Origin of the sequence: Streptomyces sp. HUAS ZL42, from assembly GCF_040782645.1 — a bacterium.
Taxonomy (GTDB): Bacteria; Actinomycetota; Actinomycetes; order Streptomycetales; family Streptomycetaceae; genus Streptomyces.
Window position 1 is genome coordinate 9,250,288 of record NZ_CP160403.1, and the last position, 17,623, is coordinate 9,267,910.

21 protein-coding genes are annotated in these 17,623 nt (G+C 70.5%); 13 read left to right on the forward strand and 8 right to left on the reverse strand.

Annotated elements, in window-relative coordinates; all coding sequences use genetic code 11:
* Positions 1-45: 45 nt before the first annotated feature.
* Positions 46-1,278 carry a cytochrome P450 gene (locus ABZO29_RS42250; protein ID WP_367325498.1) on the reverse strand — a complete coding sequence of 411 codons (1,233 nt, stop codon included), beginning with the start codon at positions 1,276-1,278 and terminating at the stop codon, positions 46-48.
* Between the two features lie 250 nt (positions 1,279-1,528).
* Here ABZO29_RS42250 and ABZO29_RS42255 point away from each other — a divergent pair, with 250 nt between their 5' ends.
* From ABZO29_RS42255 to ABZO29_RS42265, 3 genes are all read left to right on the forward strand, one after another.
* On the forward strand, positions 1,529-1,762 hold the full coding sequence (locus ABZO29_RS42255) for a hypothetical protein (RefSeq protein ID WP_367325499.1): 234 nt from the start codon (positions 1,529-1,531) through the stop codon (positions 1,760-1,762).
* A gap of 251 nt (positions 1,763-2,013) precedes the next feature.
* Positions 2,014-2,931, forward strand: a complete 918-nt coding sequence (locus tag ABZO29_RS42260) for a hypothetical protein (RefSeq protein ID WP_367325500.1) — start codon at positions 2,014-2,016, stop codon at positions 2,929-2,931.
* An 86-nt stretch (positions 2,932-3,017) separates the two neighbouring features.
* Positions 3,018-3,476 carry a flavodoxin family protein gene (locus ABZO29_RS42265; protein ID WP_367325501.1) on the forward strand — a complete coding sequence of 153 codons (459 nt, stop codon included), beginning with the start codon at positions 3,018-3,020 and terminating at the stop codon, positions 3,474-3,476.
* Between the two features lie 23 nt (positions 3,477-3,499).
* On the opposite strand, the gene ABZO29_RS42270 is transcribed toward ABZO29_RS42265, so the two are convergent.
* Positions 3,500-4,798 (reverse strand): phosphatidylserine/phosphatidylglycerophosphate/cardiolipin synthase family protein, encoded by a 1,299-nt coding sequence (locus ABZO29_RS42270; RefSeq protein WP_367325503.1) that lies wholly within the window; start codon positions 4,796-4,798, stop codon positions 3,500-3,502.
* A 157-nt stretch (positions 4,799-4,955) separates the two neighbouring features.
* Positions 4,956-5,624: a TetR/AcrR family transcriptional regulator gene (locus ABZO29_RS42275; protein ID WP_367325504.1), complete on the reverse strand. Its 669-nt coding sequence runs from the start codon at positions 5,622-5,624 to the stop codon at positions 4,956-4,958.
* 58 nt (positions 5,625-5,682) lie between these two features.
* Between ABZO29_RS42275 and ABZO29_RS42280 the strand changes: the two genes are divergently transcribed.
* Together ABZO29_RS42280 and ABZO29_RS42285 are read left to right on the forward strand one after the other, a co-directional pair.
* The gene (locus tag ABZO29_RS42280) at positions 5,683-6,369 is read left to right on the forward strand and encodes a class II aldolase/adducin family protein (RefSeq protein WP_367325505.1); all 687 of its coding nucleotides are present in this window, start codon (positions 5,683-5,685) and stop codon (positions 6,367-6,369) included.
* Positions 6,366-7,295 carry a carbohydrate kinase family protein gene (locus ABZO29_RS42285; RefSeq protein WP_367325506.1) on the forward strand — a complete coding sequence of 310 codons (930 nt, stop codon included), beginning with the start codon at positions 6,366-6,368 and terminating at the stop codon, positions 7,293-7,295. The genes ABZO29_RS42280 and ABZO29_RS42285 overlap by 4 nt, the downstream gene beginning before the upstream one ends.
* A gap of 104 nt (positions 7,296-7,399) precedes the next feature.
* Here ABZO29_RS42285 and ABZO29_RS42290 read toward each other — a convergent pair whose 3' ends face one another.
* Together ABZO29_RS42290 and ABZO29_RS42295 are read right to left on the reverse strand one after the other, a co-directional pair.
* Positions 7,400-7,612, reverse strand: coding sequence for a hypothetical protein (locus ABZO29_RS42290; protein WP_367325507.1), 213 nt, complete (start codon positions 7,610-7,612; stop codon positions 7,400-7,402).
* Positions 7,613-7,778: 166 nt separating this feature from the next.
* Positions 7,779-8,078 carry an antibiotic biosynthesis monooxygenase gene (locus tag ABZO29_RS42295; RefSeq protein ID WP_367325508.1) on the reverse strand — a complete coding sequence of 100 codons (300 nt, stop codon included), beginning with the start codon at positions 8,076-8,078 and terminating at the stop codon, positions 7,779-7,781.
* A gap of 347 nt (positions 8,079-8,425) precedes the next feature.
* On the opposite strand from ABZO29_RS42295, the gene ABZO29_RS42300 reads away from it, so the two are divergent.
* Both ABZO29_RS42300 and ABZO29_RS42305 read left to right on the forward strand, forming a co-directional pair.
* Positions 8,426-9,235, forward strand: a complete 810-nt coding sequence (locus ABZO29_RS42300; RefSeq protein ID WP_367325509.1) for an esterase/lipase family protein — start codon at positions 8,426-8,428, stop codon at positions 9,233-9,235.
* A 141-nt stretch (positions 9,236-9,376) separates the two neighbouring features.
* Positions 9,377-10,198, forward strand: coding sequence for a GNAT family N-acetyltransferase (locus ABZO29_RS42305; protein ID WP_367325510.1), 822 nt, complete (start codon positions 9,377-9,379; stop codon positions 10,196-10,198).
* A 40-nt stretch (positions 10,199-10,238) separates the two neighbouring features.
* Here the strand turns inward: ABZO29_RS42305 and ABZO29_RS42310 are convergent, their stop codons facing one another.
* Positions 10,239-11,222, reverse strand: coding sequence for a hypothetical protein (locus tag ABZO29_RS42310; protein WP_367325511.1), 984 nt, complete (start codon positions 11,220-11,222; stop codon positions 10,239-10,241).
* A gap of 275 nt (positions 11,223-11,497) precedes the next feature.
* On the opposite strand from ABZO29_RS42310, the gene ABZO29_RS42315 reads away from it, so the two are divergent.
* On the forward strand, positions 11,498-12,118 hold the full coding sequence (locus ABZO29_RS42315) for a TMEM175 family protein (protein ID WP_367325512.1): 621 nt from the start codon (positions 11,498-11,500) through the stop codon (positions 12,116-12,118).
* On the opposite strand, the gene ABZO29_RS42320 is transcribed toward ABZO29_RS42315, so the two are convergent.
* Positions 12,110-12,265 carry a hypothetical protein gene (locus tag ABZO29_RS42320; RefSeq protein WP_367325513.1) on the reverse strand — a complete coding sequence of 52 codons (156 nt, stop codon included), beginning with the start codon at positions 12,263-12,265 and terminating at the stop codon, positions 12,110-12,112. The genes ABZO29_RS42315 and ABZO29_RS42320 overlap by 9 nt on opposite strands.
* 95 nt (positions 12,266-12,360) lie before the next feature.
* On the opposite strand from ABZO29_RS42320, the gene ABZO29_RS42325 reads away from it, so the two are divergent.
* From ABZO29_RS42325 to ABZO29_RS42340, 4 genes are all read left to right on the forward strand, one after another.
* Entirely contained in the window at positions 12,361-12,672 is a 312-nt protein-coding gene (locus ABZO29_RS42325) for a helix-turn-helix transcriptional regulator (RefSeq protein WP_367325514.1), read from the forward strand.
* Positions 12,669-14,195 carry a helix-turn-helix domain-containing protein gene (locus tag ABZO29_RS42330; protein ID WP_367325515.1) on the forward strand — a complete coding sequence of 509 codons (1,527 nt, stop codon included), beginning with the start codon at positions 12,669-12,671 and terminating at the stop codon, positions 14,193-14,195. Before ABZO29_RS42325 ends, ABZO29_RS42330 begins: the two co-directional genes overlap by 4 nt.
* 29 nt (positions 14,196-14,224) lie before the next feature.
* Positions 14,225-14,800, forward strand: coding sequence for a transcriptional regulator (locus ABZO29_RS42335; RefSeq protein ID WP_367325516.1), 576 nt, complete (start codon positions 14,225-14,227; stop codon positions 14,798-14,800).
* Between the two features lie 106 nt (positions 14,801-14,906).
* Entirely contained in the window at positions 14,907-15,503 is a 597-nt protein-coding gene (locus tag ABZO29_RS42340; protein WP_367325517.1) for a TIGR03086 family metal-binding protein, read from the forward strand.
* A 231-nt stretch (positions 15,504-15,734) separates the two neighbouring features.
* Here the strand turns inward: ABZO29_RS42340 and ABZO29_RS42345 are convergent, their stop codons facing one another.
* On the reverse strand, positions 15,735-16,577 hold the full coding sequence (locus ABZO29_RS42345; protein WP_367325518.1) for a PaaX family transcriptional regulator C-terminal domain-containing protein: 843 nt from the start codon (positions 16,575-16,577) through the stop codon (positions 15,735-15,737).
* Between the two features lie 172 nt (positions 16,578-16,749).
* Here ABZO29_RS42345 and ABZO29_RS42350 point away from each other — a divergent pair, with 172 nt between their 5' ends.
* A complete protein-coding gene (locus ABZO29_RS42350) occupies positions 16,750-17,508 on the forward strand; it encodes an IclR family transcriptional regulator (RefSeq protein ID WP_367325519.1) in 759 nt (252 codons plus the stop codon).
* The last annotated feature ends 115 nt before the right edge of the window (positions 17,509-17,623 follow it).

The following is a 17,623-nucleotide window of genomic DNA, read 5'->3' on the forward strand; positions in this document are numbered from 1 at the left end:
GGGTACGACCGGAACGGGGGACCGGTCGCTGCCCCCGCGCGCATGTCACCCCCGCAGGCGGACCGGGACCTCCCGCCAGCCGAAGGCGATGAAGGACGGCACCTGACGCAGCTCGTCCGCGCCCACGGCCGGCCGCAGACCGGGGAAGCGCTCGAAGAGCGCCGGCAGCGCGGTCAGCGCCTCCATCCGCGCCAGGGGTGCTCCGATGCACCGGTGCACACCGATGCCGAACGCCAGATGGTCGTCGGCCCCGCGCGCCGCGTCGAAGGCGTCCGCGTCCGGCCCGTAGTGCGCGGGATCGAGACCCGCCGCCGCGTACGTCGTGATGATGGCGTCCCCGGCCGGGACGGTGACATCGCCGACGATGAGGTCCTCGACCGCGAACCGCAACGGCAGCGAGGCGATCGAGGGGTGCACCCGCAGCGTCTCGTCGACGACGGCGTCCCAGCCGATGTCCCCGCGCCGCACGGCCGCCAGCTGCTCCGGATGCCGCAGCAGGGCCACCACCGCGTTCCCGATCAGATTGACCGTCGTCTCGAATCCGGCCCCGATGACCAGAAGCAGCGTGTACAGCAGCTCCTCGTCGCTGAGCCGGTCCCCGTCCTCGTCCCGCACCCGGATCAGCTCGGTCGTGAGGTCGTCGCCGGGGTGCTCGGTCTTGTGGGCGATGAGTCCGCCGAGGACCGTGCCGATCTGCTCCTGCACGAACGCGGCGTGCTCGGGGCTCGGGTCGGAGGTGTCCATGATGGCCGCGACGAGCCGGACGTTGGCCTCCCGCAACTCCTCGGGGACACCGAACAGTTCACAGATGATCTGCATGGGCAGGGGATGCGCGAAGGCCGCCTTCAGATCGACGACCTGATCGCCTGCGGCGGCGGCCTCGAGGGCGTCGAGCAGTTCGGTGGTGACCGCCTCCACCCGCGGCCGCATCGCCTCGGTGCGCCGGTGTGTGAAGCTCGGCGCCACCAGTTTGCGCAGCCGCGTGTGGTCGGCGCCGTACGTGGAGAGCATGTTGACCACGCCGACCCAGCCCAGGATCCAGCCCCAGGAAGGGTGTTCACCGATCTCCGGCCACAGCCTCCAGTGCCGCCGGGGGTCCTTGCTGACGCGGGGGTCGAGGATCAGCTCCCTGAGGGTGTCGTAGCCGGTGGGTGCCCAGGCCGGTATGCCGCCGGGGAGTTCGACGGGCACCATCGGCCCGAGGGCGCGCAGCCGGGCGCTCTCGGCGGCGATGTCCGCGCCGAACGGGTCGAGGGCGATGCGGTCGGTCACGGTCACGAGCGATCTCCTGGCTGGTCGGGCGAGCGAGGGCTGAAGCGCACGGGCAGCGCAGCCCACTACACACCGTCATCGCTTGATCTCGCACGGTTGAGCGAATTTTCGCCCCGAAAATGGCCGGGCCCCGACCCTTTCCCGTGCCGACTGGCGGAATCGGGGGGCTTTCCATCGGGGCCGTGTGCTCCGGCAGAGGCTGGGTACCCGGTTCCGCGCTGAGGGATCACGACGAGTACTCAGGGAGGAGATCCGTATGGCCACGGGCATGGAGACCGGCGGTCTGACCGGTACGCGCGACAAGGACTACGACCTGATCTGGTACGTGGAGGAGTGCCTGAACAACGCACTGCGCCTGGAGACCTACATCCAGGACGCGGAACGCGACAAGGACAACGAGGTCGCGGAGCTGTTCCGCAAGGCCCAGGCCGACAGCCGTAAGGGCGCCGAACTGGGCAAGGGTCTCCTGGCAGCGCGGCTGCACGGCTGACCCCGGTCGAAACGACGGCCGACGCCCGCTCCCCCGAGCGGGCGCGACGGCCGGTACGACCGACGCCCCCGGCTCCGTTGCGGACCGGGGGCAAGGCCTCTGTGGTCCTTCTCCAGGCTGCGGCGCCCGGTCTTTGAGGCGAGTTGGCATGGAATGTGAAGGGAGTTGATTCCCCCGGGGCGAATTGGCACAGTGCGCGGCTGCACACCCGCCGACCGCAGCGTGCCGATGCTGCCGCCGAAAGGACACCCATGCCCTGTTTCTCCTCGCTGCCCCTTGCGCTGCACCGCACCGGGGCAGCTCTCGTGGCGGCAGTCACCCTGGCCGTGACGGTCGGCCCCCTCGGCGGGACGGCTTCCGCGTACACCGCCGACTCCGGCTCCCTCAGCTTCAGCGGTGACCCGGGTGAGAAGGTCTCCGGAGGCGAGGCCATGGGGTTCACCACGGACACGGGAAGCGACTTCGACGTCAGCGGCGCGCGGGACGAGAACAGCGTCTTCGTCCAGGTGATCGCTCCCGACGGCGTCCGCTGGGCGCTCAACATGGCGGCCCCGAGCGGCCAGAGGTTGACCAGCGGCACGACGTACGCCGGCGCACAGCGTTGGCCGAACGTCCAGCCCGGGTCTCCCGAACTGGAGTTCAGCGGCACGGACCGCGACTGCGTGAGCACCGGCATCGGCAGCTTCACCATCGAGAACATCAGCTTCGGCCCATACGGTTCCGTACGCTCGCTCGATGCCACGTTCGAGCAGTCCTGCGACAACTCCGGGCTCTATCTGCGCGGCTCGATCCACGCCGTGATGCCCGAGCCCCCGGTCGCGCTCGCCGTGGGCGTGACCGCCGATGCCGCGGGCACGGTTCCGCCGCAGGGCGGACAGCCGACGGTGAGCGGCACTGTCACGTGCACGAAGGCGGCGCGGGTGGCGCTGGACGGGCGGGTCACCCAGGTACAGAAGCGCGCGACGGTCGGCAACTGGTTCACGGCGGTGGTCGCCTGCACGCCCGGCAGCCCGGTGCCGTGGACGGCTACTCCGCAGGCCTCCGCGGACGCGGTGCCGTTCGCCCCGGGACCGGCGGATCTGACCGTGGCGGCGAAGGCGGACGACACGGACTACGGCGTGACGGTGCAGACGACCACGGCGACGACGGTCACCCTGACCCGGTCCTGAGCCGGGCGGCCACCCTGTCGCCCTGCCGCTGCCGCCCGTTCCGGCCCAGGTTGCGGCCGGAACGGGCGCCACGGCAGGGTTCGGGTGTGGCCACTTTGCTGATCGTCCATCACACGCCCTCGCCCAACTGCCAGGCGATGTTCGAGGCCGTCGTCTCCGGCGCGACGACGGAGGAGATCGAGGACGTCCACGTCGTACGCCGTGCGGCACTGTCCGCCACGGCCTCCGACGTGCTCGCCGCCGACGGATACCTGCTGGGCACCCCGGCGAACCTCGGCTACATGTCCGGCGCCCTGAAGCATTTCTTCGACCAGATCTACTACCCGTGCCTGGACTCCACACGCGGCCGGCCCTTCGGCTACTACGTGCACGGCGGCAACGACGTCACGGGTGCGGTACGGGGCATCGAGTCGATCACGACCGGACTCGGCTGGCGGCGCGCCGCAGCGCCGGTGACCGTGACGGGCGAGCCGGCCAAGGCCGACTTGGAGGCGTGCTGGGAACTCGGCGCGACGGTGGCCGCCGGTCTGAGCACCTCCTCCTGACCCCGGCCTGCCGTCGCCGATCCTCAACCGCCGCAGGCGGAGCGGATCTTGTTGAACGCGGCCACGTACTGCGCGTGGTAGGACGCGCTGCGGATCTGCACGATCGCCTCGTCGGCCGAGCGCAGCGACGACCCCGTCAGATTGGCACTGCCGGTGTAGACGCGTGGAGAGGCGTCGCCCTTGAAGCCGCCGTCGATCAGGATCAGCTTGTTGTGCGGGCGGACGTCGATGCCCGGCCCGTTAGGAATCCGGCACCTGCGATGCCGGACGCCTGCGGCGGTCAGCCTGCTGGTGATCCTGTTGTCGCTCTCGGCGTAGACGACGTCGATCGCGCAGCCGCTGCCACGCAGCCCGGCCAGTCTGTCGGCGACCTGGATGCGTGAGCCGTAGAAGTAGTGCATCACGATGCGGACGTTGGTCCGGTGGCGTTGGCCGTCCGTGCCGGTATACGCGCAGCCGAGCTCGTTCAGCACGTTGACGACGGTGTCGGTGGCCGGGTTGTAGTACGAGCTGTCACCGCGTGGGAAGAAGAAACCCCGGTACGTCGCGCCCACCGGTGTGGAGAAGTACGCGTTGTTCCTGCCGCCTGGCAGGTAGCGACCCTGGCGGAGCTGCTCGTGGTACCAGGCGTACGCGTCGTACACGGCAGTGTCCGAGAAGGTCACGGAGTCGTTGAAGGACTCGACCTTGTACCAGTCGGAGAGGTTCGAGGAGGTCTGGAAGACCACCTTCGAGTAGCTGGTGCCGTCGTCGAAGGGCCCGATCCTCGAGAAGACGAAGAACTTGTTGTGGCTGTACGCCGGTGCGGGCGGCGCGACGGCCAGGCAGCCGCGTCGGACGTCGTCCACGTGGTCGGCGTCCTCGAACCTGTCGTCGCAGACCACGACCCAGGAGCGGGCGGCGTCGTTGGTGCCGAGCCCGGCCCTGAGGGACTGGTAGGCCGCGTTCGCGTACTCCACGCCGTTGGGATCGACATAGGTCGAGTCGTCGACGACGAGCCTGACGTCGACGCCGCGCCGGTGGGCGGCGAGCAGCGCGCCCGCGACCTCCTGGTCCCTGAACTCGTACATCGAACCGCGGATCTGGGCTCGGGCGGGTGTCGCGTCGATCAACCGGACGAGCTGAGTGAAGATCGCCTTCTGCTGCGCGGCCGTGCCCCGCGGGTCATTGAACACGGGGCCGTTCACCACCGGCTTGGCAAGCGCGACGGCCGGTGTCGCGCCGCCGAGGAGAAGTGCGGCCACCAGGGACAGGACGAGGGCGGCGGGCGGCACCGCGCGGCGGTACCGGGGCGGACACGGGCGCACAGTCGATCGGGTCATCTTCGCTTTCCCGGAGGTGAGTACGCGGATGATCACAGCAACAGCAAGATCACTCTGCGCCGGGAGGACCCGGCCGACCACCCGGGGCTGAGGCATTCGGGGCATCCGCTGGGCTCTTCGAGTGGCGAACTCCTGGACGGGCCGGCCGGCACCGGGATCACTCCGAGGCCGGATCCTCCTGGTGGCGCGCCGTGACGTCGGCGAGGTACCCGCGGAGCATGACCTTGGCCTCGTCGAGGAGATCCGCATCGCCCTCCGGGGTGCGGCGGAAAGCCTCCTGGGCGAGCGCGTCGGCGGCGAGGACCGCGGCGTGGCAGACCCGGCCGAGTGTCCCGTCGTCGAGGGTGACGCCGAGACCGAGCAGGATGCGGCGGATCCCGTCGGCCATCCGGCGCTTGTGCTCGCGGTCGGCGGCACGGGTCTGCTCGGTCAGGCCGCTGCCGAACCACAGGGCGCGGAAGCCGTGTTCGGTGCGGTAGATCCCGGCGTAGGCGTCGATGAGCACACCGACCGGGTCGTCCCACCGCTGCTGCGCCGCGGCCTGGACGAGGTCGTCCATGACGGCCTCGAGTTTCGCGAAGTAGCGTCCCGCGAGGGCGTCGATGATCGCCTCACGGTCGGGCAGGTACTGGTACAGCGAACCGACCGACACCTTCGCCGCCGCTGCGACCCGTGTCGTGGTGAGCGCCTGCACGCCCTCCTCGACCAGTACGCGCTCCGCGGCCTCCAGAACCCGGGCCAGACGGGCCTTGCTGCGCGCCTGTTGGGGAGTGCGGCGCAGGGCCACGCTCCAGGTGCCGCCGGCGTCTGCGGTCGGCTCGCCCACGGAACAGCCTCCGAATCTGAACGTGACTTTGTTTCATGTTTACGTTACCGTCGCGCACATGACCGACTCAAGCGAGGCGCTGGGTCAGGAACGGGCCGCCGTGGCGCAGGCGTGCCGCAGCCTGGGAGCCGAGGGCCTGCTCATCGGTACGGCCGGGAACGTCAGCGTACGCGTGGGGGAGCGGGTCGCGGTCAGCGCGACCGGTTCGGTCCTCGCCGAACTGACCGCGGACCAGGTGACAGTGGTCGACCTCGACGGCACGATCGTCGCCGGGACCCTGCGGCCCACCTCGGAACTGGAGCTGCACCTCGGTGTCTACCGCCGTTACGGCGCCGGTGCGGTCGTCCACACCCACGCCCCCATGGCGACGGCGCTGTCCTGCGTACTGGATGAACTCCCGTGCATCCACTACCAGTTGCTCGCTCTCGGCGGCACCGTGCGGGTCGCCCCGTACGCCACCTTCGGTACCCCGGAGCTCGCCGCGTCGGTACTGGCCGCGCTCGACGGCCGCAGCGCCGCACTCATGGCCAACCACGGCGCGCTCACCCACGGGCCGACACTCGACAAGGCGGTCGAGAACGCCCTGCTGCTCGAGTGGGCCTGCGGCGTCTACCAGCGGGCGGCCGCCCTCGGACAGCCCCGCGTCCTGGACGAACAGCAGCAGCTCGCGGTGATCGAGGCCGCCATCGCACGCAACTACGGCACCACCCAACCCGTACCACCCGTGCAGGAGGGAAACCGATGAAGGTCGTCACGATGGGCGTGCACGTGCTGGACGTGCTGGTACGGCCGGTGGAGGCCATACCCGAGGGCCAGGGTGCCACGCTGGTGGAGGACATCCGGATGACCGCAGCCGGGACGGCCGGCGGAACCGCGCTCACCCTCGCCAAGCTCGGCGCCCACGTACGGAGCGCAGGGGCGATCGGAGACGACCCCACCGGCGACATGCTCGTGCAACTCCTGGCCAAGGCAGGCATCGACACCGAGCACCTCGTCCGCCGCGCCGACACCCCCACCTCCGCGAGCGTCCTGCCCATCCGCCCCAACGGCGACCGGCCCTCGCTCCACCTCCTCGGCGCCAACATCACCTACGGCCTCGATGACGTCCCCTGGGACGTGATCGCCGAAGCCACCCACCTGCACCTCGGTGGCCCCGAGTTGATCGGCGTCGACGCCGCCACGCGCATCCTGTCGCACGCCAAGGAACACGGCGTGGTCACGTCCGTGGACCTCCTGGCGCCCGGCGTGCTCGGCAGCTTCGAGCAGATCGCCACGGCCCTGCCCTACACCGACCACTTCCTCCCCAACGAGGACCAGGTCCTGGGCTTCACCGGCGAGGACGACCTCTTGACCGGCGTGAAGAAGCTCCTCGACGCCGGCGTCGGCGTGGTCGCAGTCACGCGCGGCGGCGACGGCGCACTCCTCGCGACCACCGAAGGCACCGAGACGGTCCCCGCCTTCGCGATCGACGTGGTGGACACCACCGGCTGCGGCGACGCCTTCTCGGCCGGTTTCCTCCGAGGGGTGAGCCTGGGCCGCACCCCGCGCGAGGCCGCCGTGCTCGGCAGCGCCGCGGCGGCTCTGGTGGCCCGGGGCCTCGGCAGCGACCACGGCGACTTCGACCTCGCGGCGGCCGACCAGTTCGCCGCGACCTGCGAAACGCGCGCCTGACCCCTCGTGGGGTCGGCTCGCCGCCGCCGCCCGCCGCGGGGCAGGGCTGATGGTGGCTCAGCCATGCCCCGGGGCCGTCCGTGGCGTAGAACCCGGCTGCGGCGTCAGAGGCCCGGGGCGCGAGGCAGCTCGCGCTCGGCCAACCACGTGGACACTTCATCCAGTTCGCGTCGCTCGGCGCGAACCGCCGCGGCGGCCTGCTCGGCATTGCGCCGGGCATGGCCCGCACCGACTTGAGGGGCGATGGTGAGCAGGCTGCGGGTCGCCTGCTCGCCAATGGCTTTCAGCAGGCTCTCCAGTGATCCGATCGGCAGCACGCGCGTTCCTTCCACGGCACGTTGTCCCCACGGCCCGGCCATGGTGCCGGCCCGCCGCAGGACACTCGGAATCTTCCGGCCCAAAGCTACTGAAACAGACGGATAACTGCCCGTTGAGAGAGCCCTGATGGCCGAAGGTGTCGCGAGCCTCGTCGCCCCGGAGTCCCTAGCGGCCGGGAACGGCCAGCTCGCGCCCGCGGTAGAACCCTTCCTGTTCCTCGACCACGAACGGGGCCATGGCCGCCCGACGCTGTGCCTCCGACTCGGAGGAGCGCCAGGCATCGCACGCTTCCTTGGACGCCCAGAACGACACTCCCGTGATCTGCTGTCCGTCCTCGGACCAGTAGGCGAAGGCGCGGTGCATGCCCTGCGGGTGAGAGGCCGGCCGCCATGCCCGCTCGAAATCGTCCAAAGCGCCTGGCTGGATGCGGCGTGTGGTCACCCAGACGTAGTGCTGCTCCTCCATCGCAGCCTCCTTCGAGGGATCGGGTCGGGCCCGCGGGCCTCCCTCAGATCACCGTAGGTCGAAAGCGCCGCCCCGTCCTGCGGGGCCCGCAATCATCGGATGTTTAGGCGTGGAGTCGCGTTCCCATAACGGATGAACGTGGGTTAAGGCAAACGTATGGCGTGAACGAAGGGGAAACGCCGAAGAGATGAGATACTAAGGGTGAATGGCGTGATATCGCTATATGGGATGAATGGGGCCTTATGAAGGGAAGGTGAACGGTTACGGGCATTCCGGTCAGGCCGCAGCTGTCGGTGCCAGGGCTGTCACCGGTGCGCGGCGTCGGCGTCGAGGCAGGCAGAGCCGCCTTGCGCCTGGTCAAGCTCCCCCTCGACATGGCTGCCGAGGGCGTCGGGCAGCTGACCGGGCGGCTGGGTCGCGTCCTGCCCTGGTGGTCGACGGATGCGGAAGAAATGCCGCCCGCCGACGAGGGGCTCCCGGTGCTGCTGGTGCACGGCCTGGCCGACGGGGTATCGGTCGTTTCGCCACTCCAGCGAGAGCTGCTGGGCTGCGGCGTGGGCCCTCTGATCCCGGTCGCGTACAACGCGTTCACCCCGGACATCCGCACGGCGGCAGGGGTACTGGGCGAACAGGTGGAGCAGGCGTGCACCGGCGGCCCGGCGCCACGGCCGGCCGTACTGATCGGATACAGCCTGGGCGGCCTGATCGCCCGCTACTACGTACAGCGGCTCGGCGGAGACGCGTACGTGCCGCTGGTCATCACGCTGGCCACCCCGCACGGCGGGACCGCCACGGCCCTGCTCGCCCCGCCCCATCCGCTGCTGCGCCAGCTCCGCCCGGGAAGCGAACTGCTGACAGAGCTGGCCGAGCCGGCCCCCGGCTGCCGCACCCGGTTCGTGGCCTTCTACAGCGACCTCGACGAGGCCGTCATCCCCGCCGCCAGGGCTCGTATCGAACACCCCGACCTCAAGGCCTGCAACGTGCTCGTGCCCGGCGTCGGCCACCTGACGCTTCCCCTGCACCATCCGGTCATCGACCAGGTGCGCGCACTGCTGACCGCCACCCAGCAGGCCGCTTCCGCCGTGTCCCGCCCACAGGGCAGCGCCCTGCCGCGCGAGGCCGCGGTGCGCCGGAGCGCAGCCGGAGGCTCCTCGTGACAACGGGGTGAAAACGGAGGACTCTGATAAGGAGCCGGTAGAACACCAGCGTGTGTGCGGACGGACAGGATGGTCTTTGCACCCGGTCCCGAGAGCGGCCCGACGGCAGTACGCCCGTATCGCCCCGAGGACGAATCGGCGGTGCGAGAGCTGATCGATGCCGATCGGCTGCCGGGCCAGCCGTACTGCACCCCGGAGAAACTGGCCGGGGCGCAAGGGCGCACTGTGCCCGCGGCGGGCTTGGCAGCGCCGGCCTGGTCGCGGATGAGCGTCCTCGCCGACCCCGGGGACCGCCCCCGCGGCATCATCGCGTATCTGTCCTGGTCGGATGTGCACACCGGCCTGATCTGCTGGGTTCACGGTCACGAGGATCTCCCTGCCCTGCGTGCCCTGCTCGGCCACGCCCTGGCCGAGCTGAACGCCTGTCCGCAGACCGAGGCATACGTCGGAGCTCCGCCGGGTCCCCTGGGGCCGGGCGGCCTTCCCCGCACCCACCGAGCGGCCACCCACGAGGCCTTGCTGCAGACCGGTTTCACCGGCCGCCACCAAGGCCGCTACCTGCACTGTGCGCTACCCGCCGAACCCTCTCGGACCAAGCTGGTGGCAGACGTCTTTCCCTGCGAGGTCCCGCCGGGCCACCGACTGGTGATCCACGAGTCCGACGAGCCGGTCGCCGAAGCCGTGGTCAGCGTCGGCCCCGACCGCACCGCGACCGTGTACTGGATCGAGACCCGGCCCACCCATCGTGGCCGCGGACTGGGACGCAAGGTGCTCAGCCAGGCCCTGGCCCTGCTGGCCGAACTGGGCGCCGCCGAGGTCGCTCTCGTCGTCGAGGACGCCCGGGAGGCCGATCCCGACAGAGCGGCCGCCACCCGGCTGTTCGAGTCGTTCGGCTTCACCCTCGTCGACCACCTGTGGACCTACCAGCGCCGACGCCCCCGGGTCCCGCGGTCTCCCGCGTGATCCCAGGGGCGCGACGCAGACCCCGACCGAGGCCCGTCAGTCAGGCGTGCACTCGTTCGGCCGTCGCGAGGACGGTGGACCGCGCCTGATGGCGACGCTCGTAGTCCAGCACCCGCTTGGTGAGGCTCTCCTCGGCGGCGGCGAGCCGCTTGCGGATCTCTTCCGCGTTCATGCTGTCGTAGCCGGGCCAGGGCACGGGTCCGAGCAGGTCCGCGATCCTGCTCAGGATCGCGGTCCGGCCGGCGTGGGAGCGCTCGTAGGCGCCGATGGTGGCCAGATCCGTCTGCGGCAGGTGCGGCAACCGGTCGAGGATCATCCGGGTGCTGAGCCTGCGGTAGTCGGGGATCGGCAGTTCGTCCTCCGTGATGAGGGCCCCCTCGGGCGCACCCTGGAGCCGGTCCACGCCGGGCATGCGCTCGGCTGTTTCCCGCAGCCAGCTGCTCCAGTCACGGACCGCCTGGGCGGCACCGGCCGCTCCCTGGCCGTCAACCGTCTCGGCGGCCGCCACCGCTGCCTCGGCGTGCCGGTCCAGGCTGCCGCCGAGCTCTTCCAGCGCCTCCTCGTCCTCCCGGCGGATGGAGCCGAGGAGCTCCGCGCTCACGGCGTCCTCGGCCTCCAGGGCGATGCGCTCGGCTGCCCGGCAGATGGCCACGGCGAACGCGGTGACCGCGTACTCGTCCTGGGCGTTCTTCAGCAGCTGGAACTCCGTCGCCTTCCCCGGCCTGCGCCAGACGGTGGCCGGGACGGCCATGGCCGCGTCGAAGGGCAGCCGGACGGTCTGGGTGGTGAGTTGCCACACGCTCCCCAGCACCGTCTGCATCACCCCGCGGGGCTGCAACGTGGCCAGACGTTCGTCGATTCGGTACACGTGGCCCCGGGCGTCGCCGACGCGGCGCTCCAGGACCTCCCGGTACTCCCCGGGAGGCGTGACCGCGAGGTGAGCTTTGCAACGGTCGGCAAGCGCGGCCTGGGCCTCGCGGACCTCGCGGAGCGCGGGCACGAGCATCTCTGTTGCTACGGCCATCACGTTTCCTTCGGCTAGTGCGATGCACGGCAAGAATCGGCCGGTGAACGGCCCCCGCCCCCTCACACCGTGCCCCGAAAGACCAGCCCCCGCATCTTCCCGCCGGCTGCCCGCGGGGGAGCGGGGCGCACCCTGACGGTGGCAGGGCGGGGTGCCTCCCTCTCTCCCTTGTCAAGGGGCGGGACGCCCGTCGTCCCCCGGCCGCTGGGCCGTTCGGGCGACGGCGTGCTTCGACGGTCCGCCAGGAGAGCCGGGGGCTCCCTAACGTGGTTCGCATGCGGAAACCAACCCCGGATGGAGGGCCGGACCGGCTCCTGGCCCTCTCGGACGGCGTGTTCGCCATCGCCATCACCCTGCTGGTACTGGACCTCTCCGTACCGAGAGGCCTGAACTCCGGTCAGTACGACGACGCCCTGCTCGACCTCCTGCCCAACCTGGGGGCCTACGCACTGAGCTTCCTCGTGCTCGCGGGCTTCTGGCGCGATCACCTCAGGATCTTCCGGGCCGTCACACAGGTGGACGGGCAAGTGGTTTCGCTGTGTCTGCTCGGCCTGGGCATCGCGGCGCTTGTGCCCTTTCCCACCGCCCTGATCTCCGAGTACGCCGACAAGCCCGCCTCGGTCGCCCTCTACTCGGCGACGGTGGCCGCGCTCGGCGCGGATCACCTGGCCCTGCTTCTGGTCCTGAAGCGCCGCCCTTGGCTGTGCGGCTCCGCGTCGTCGCGCTTGGAGAGCCTCTCCGTCCTCGAGCTCGCCGTGACGGTGACCGTCTTCGTCATCACCGTCCCCGTCGCCCTGGTGACCGGCCCCGAAGTCATGTGGGGCTGGCTCGTGCTGCTTCCGGTCAAGGTCGTGCTCGGCAGGCGTGAGCGGGCGGGACTCAGCGTTTCAGGCTGACGACAACGTGATCCAGCCGGTGCCGTTCCAGCGCAGCCGGATGTGTTCCTCGGCGTGGTCCTTCACAGCGCGACTACCTCGGTGAGGTGGGCATGGGCCGGACAGCGCGCCGGTGTCCTTGAAGACCTTGTCGTACTTCCAGGTCATGCCGGAGAGCGGTACGGCAGCGGCAAGTTCCGAACCATGGTCGAGTCATGCGAAAATTGCATAGCTCATGTGACTCGGGTGATAGGTTCTGCGGTATGCGGATGACTCTGGCGGATCGTGTCCGATCGGCGGTGGCGGCGCTCCTGCACGCCACGGGCGAGTCGCAGACCGACCTCGCTGCCGCCCTGGGAGTGAGTCAGGCCCAGGTGAGCCGGCGTCAGTCCGGAAGCGCTGCATGGAGCCTGGACGACTGCGATGCGGTCGCCGCGCACTTCGGGATCGACGTGTTGGACTTGTTGGCCGGTCCGACGCGGGCCTCCGAAGCCCTGCCGGACACCCGCCGGCGCCCGCTCGGCCGACGTGTCTCCGCCGCCGGCCCGGTTGAGCAGGAGAAGACCGCACCATGACGAACTTCGACGCGATCGACGCCCTGCTGGCCGCTGCCAGGCAGGCGGTTCCGCTGCCCGGCGTGGAGGAGCGGCGGCCGCTGCGTGAAGGGCTGAACCTGTCGCGTGCGCAGGTGGCACAGGCCCTGGGGGTGAGTCCGTCCACGGTCGGCGGATGGGAGTCCGGCCGTGATCCGAGCGGTGAGGTACGGGAAAGGTACGCCTACTTCCTGGAGGGGGCGCGCGCCAAGCTGGAAGCCCGGGAGGCGACACTCGCCGTCGCGGAGGGCGCGGACAGCACAGCTGACAGCGTGCAGGACGAGGACGGGGATGCGGACGCAGCGGAGTCCTGGCGTGCTGACGGCGGTACGGAAGAGGTCGAGGCCCTTCCGCAGCCCCAGCCCTGCGTACTGTGCGGCACCCCGGCCCGCCACCAGGTCGCCGGCTTCCCCCAGCACCTGGACCCGGCCGAGTGCGGGACCACGACACCCGTGCCGGTACCGCAGCCGGTCCGCCCCACTCCGGCCGGCCCTCCGGCGGGCACCGGCCGGCCCAAGCCGGTGAAGGTCGTTCCCGCCGGCCGCCGTATGCAGGCAGCGTCCGACACCCCCGACCTGATCGCAGCCGCGGTGGCGACCGCGCTCGCCGAGCACGAGGGCGATGTCGACGCGGCCACGGCCGCGTTGGTGAGGCGCGCGATCCCGGATGCGATGGCGCTGCTGGACGCCACCCGGAAGGGCGGCCGGTACGACGTCGTGGCGCACCCGTGGATCCCGGACATCCTGCGCAAGCAGTCCGCCCGAGGCGCGGACCAGATCTGGGAGGCCCGCCCGAAATGGGCCCGGACCGAACTGCCGCCCGGAGCGCACGAGGTGACCGCGCTCGACATCAACGGCGCCTATCTGTCAGCGCTCAAGACACACCTGCCGATCGGCCAGCTGGAGCATTCCACCGGCTTCGGCCATGACCGCCGCCGCGCCGGCGTCCACCTGATCACCCCGCCGGTGTGGGAGCACGGCGCGGTCCTTCCGAACCCCCTCGGCAACCGCGACGAGCCGGGCCCGCTGTGGGTGACCGAGCCCACCCTGCGTCTGCTGCTGCGCCTGTCGGGGCCGAAGTACGGGCTGTGCGAACCGCCGGAGATCCACGAGTCGTTCACCTCGGGCGCGACCGAGAACCTGCTCGAGAAGTTCCGCGTCGCGCTGAAGGACGCCCGCGACCGGGCGATCACCGAGGACGACGAGGTGACGCTGGAGTACGTGAAGGCGATGTACGCCAAGTTCGTCTCCACGATGGGGGAGTCGAACTACAACCGGGAGCTGTACCGTCCCGACTGGATGCACCTGATCCGCTCCCAGGCCTTCGCCAACCTGTGGATGAAGGCGTACAAGGCGCACGAGGAGGGGCTGATGGTCGTGCGGGCCATGGGGACGGACGAGCTGCACGTGATCGGAGACTGGAGGCGTGTCTTCCCGGAGGGACGCGGAGTTTCCGAGGTGAAGATCAAGGACACGTACACCGTCGGTGAGGAGCCCGCCCGGTAGATTGCCGGGCGAAGGAAGGAGTGCCCGGCGTGCCAGAGCGCAACATCGAGTTCGGCAGGTACGGTGCCCGCGGCATCAAGGGCCATGAGGCCGTGGCCCGGCAACTCGACGCGCTGGCCGGGTTCATCGCCACCCCGGTCACGGCACGCCGTGGCCTGCTGGCCCGACTGCACTACCTGACCCGTACCGACCACGCCCGCGCGGCGGCCCGCGAGGCCGGCCTCGCGGTCACCGAGCGCACGCTGAAGGCGTGGCTGGTAGGCAGGCGCAGCCCGTCGAGGAAGAACCTCGAGCGGATCGAGGCCGCCTACCGCACGGTGCGCCGGCACAACGTCGCCCGTTACCTCCTGACCCGGCTCAACCGTGAAGGCCGCGGCACCCGGGTGGAGTTCCACCCGCTCAACCAGTCCCAGGTGGACCGCCCCCGTCAGCGTGTGGTGGAGTACCGCACCCTCAATGTCCGCCACTGGGACCGCGTCGTCGACGCGTGGGCGGCGGACGACTACGAGGCCCTCGACGAGGCCTGGGTGAACGACGCGGTCGTCGATCTGGGCTCCGAGTGGGGCCAGTACGAGTACGTCACCAACATCGGCTTCGCCGCGTAGCCGGGAGTCGGCATATGGGTCGAGGTCGGCCCGCCGTCGCGTTTCTTCAAGCCTCGTCTTCGGCGTCCTGCCTACCGTGTCCTCACGCGATGCGGAAAGGTACGACATGGAGCTGAGATCCGTCATGGTCCGGGCCTCGGAGGCGGCCGTGGGCATCGTGCGCGGTATCGGGCCCGACCGGTTCGAGGCGCCCACCCCCTGCAGGGAGTTCACTGTCCGGGAGCTCGTGAATCACCTGATCTTCCAGACCGGTGAGCGGGCGTACGCCGCCGCCTTCAAACAGCCGGCGCGGGATCGGCCGGATCAGGTGGCGGAAGGCCATGCATTCACCGCGCAGCCGGGCTGGGCCGAGGCATACGCCGCCCGGTCGGCGGCGACGGCCACCGCATGGAGCGATCCGCAGGCATGGACGGGCGAGACGTCGCTGAGCGGGAGCGGGGGCACGCCGGCCCCCTTCGTCGGCGGAATCGTCCTGGGGGAGTGGCTGCTGCACGGCTGGGACCTGGCGATGGCCACCGGGCAGCAGTGGCACGTGGACGACGAGCTCGCGGCGGCGCTGTACGAGGACGTCGCGGGGAGGGCCGAGCTTGCCAGAAAGTACGGGGTGTACGGCCCGGAAGTCAGCGTGCCGCCCTCCGCACCGCTGTTTGACCGCGCACTGGGTCTGGCGGGCCGCGACCGATCGTGGAAGCCACCGGCCTGACCTGTTTTCAGGGCGCTGAGCCGATGGGAGCACCGCGTTGCGCGACTTCACCTGCTCCGCGCCCTGGTGGAGGAGGGTGTCGGCGACGAACGCCCTGCTTCTCCACGGCAGGCAGCACAACGTGAGGACAACCAGCCCCTGCTGTACTTCCGGCGCACCTTTCAGCCGTTGGCATGCGCGACCTCCACGGGGCAGGACGACGCCTGAGGCGGTGGTGGGAGGGGACCGTCCCTACCGCAGCGGAGCGGTCTCCAGGAGTTCCTGGGCCATCCGTTGCGCGGGCGCCGCGGTCCGGTCGGCGACACGGCGGAACGTCTCGCGGGCGGGACGGGCCGGCCAGGCGGGGGGAAGGTGGCGAGCGGGGAGCCTGGGGTCGGTACGGATGGTCCACAGCCACTCGCTGACCAGCCGCAACCGCGTCCCGATCGGGTCGTCTCCCGATCCCGAGCCGAGGTGGGCGGTCCAGCGCTTGTCGAAGGTGACGTAGCGGGCGGCGATGCTCTCGAGGTCCCAGGTGTCGCGGATCATCGACTCGATGTCGGTGGCTTCGTCCGCCTGGGCATGGAAGACCTTGACGTGGGCGGCGAGCCCGAGTTCGGAGACGACGGCGGATACATCGACGTTCCCCGGGGCGATCCACAGCCCGCTGTACAGCACGCCGAATCCGGACCAGGTGAGCCGGGAGCGCAGGTCGTGGCGCCGGCGCTGCCAGGAGTCGGGCAGGGAGAAACCCAGCAGCGTCCAGGAGCCGTCCCAGTCGTCGTTGACCGCGCCCTGCAGCCAGATACGGGTGCGGCCGTCGTGCAGGACGCGCGTGGCCTGCGGAGTCAGGCCGAAGTACATCCTGCGGCCCTCGCGCTGGCGCTGCAGCAGGCCCCGGTTGACCATGCGGGTCAGCGTGGAGCGAACGGCCTGTTCACCGACTCCGACGCGGCCGAGCACATCGATGATGCTGCCCGAGTAGACGCACAGGTTGCCCTCTTCCAGGACGTGGTTGCCGAAGAAGGCGAGCATGAGTGACTGGGGGCGCGGTTGTGGACTGTCCGGGGTGTCCAGGATGTCGTCGTCTCCCACGGTGGCAAGCGTACGGCCGCCCACCGGCGGCGCGGCGGGGGCCGTACGGTGTCACAGGCCGTCGGCGGGGTGGGCAAGGTCGCAGGGCCGCGGCCGGCGGGTCATGGGCGGAGGAGAGGGGGCCGGGAGAGCTCACCTTGCCTGCGCCGTGTGCCTGACGCAGGCTGGTCGTATGGGTGAGCACGACGGCCCTACGCTGATCAACTCCGTCCAGCGGGCCTTTCGCCTGCTGGAGGCGGCGAGCGCGCACGACAACGGCGCGCCGGCGAAGCAGCTGGCGCGTGAGACGGGATTGCCCCTGGCCACCGCCTATCACCTGCTGCGGACGCTCGTCCACGACGGATATCTGCGGAAGCTGGACGACGGCGGGTTCATCCTGGGTGACAAGCTGCAGACGCTGCGGACCACCGGCCGAGGGCAGGCGCTGCTCAGCCGGGTCCGCCCCACGCTGGCCGCGCTGCGGGACGAACTCGCCACCGCTGCCTACCTCACCTTCTACGAGGAGGGCGAGATCCGCGTCGCCGAGATCGTCGACAGCCCCCGGGCGCCCCGCGTCGACCTCTGGGTGGGCTTCGAGGACGCGGGGCACGCCACCGCGCTGGGCAAGTCGGTCCTGCGGGAACTGGACGACGAGGCCCGCAAGGACTACCTCTCCCGGCATCACCTCGCCGACCTGACACCACGGACGATCACCAGCCTGCCGGAACTGCTCCGGCGACTGGACTCCTCACCCGTGGCGCCGGCCGTCACGGACATGGAGGAGTACTCCCTCGGCACCGTCTGCGTCGCCGTACCCGTCTACAGCGGAGACACCCTCGGCTCGCTCGGCGTCTCCCTGCCGGCGGACCGGCTCTCGCGGCTGCAGGAGATCCGGGACCGGCTGATCCCGACGGCGAGTCGTGTGACCCGGGGCCTGTCGCTCACTATCTGAAAACCCTCTTCTTGTGACACCGGAGCCGAACCCGTTTCCTGGATGAAACAGGCATTCACCGGGAGTGCCCCGTACACAGACGAGGACTGCGGACACAATATGAGCCAGGCCCGAG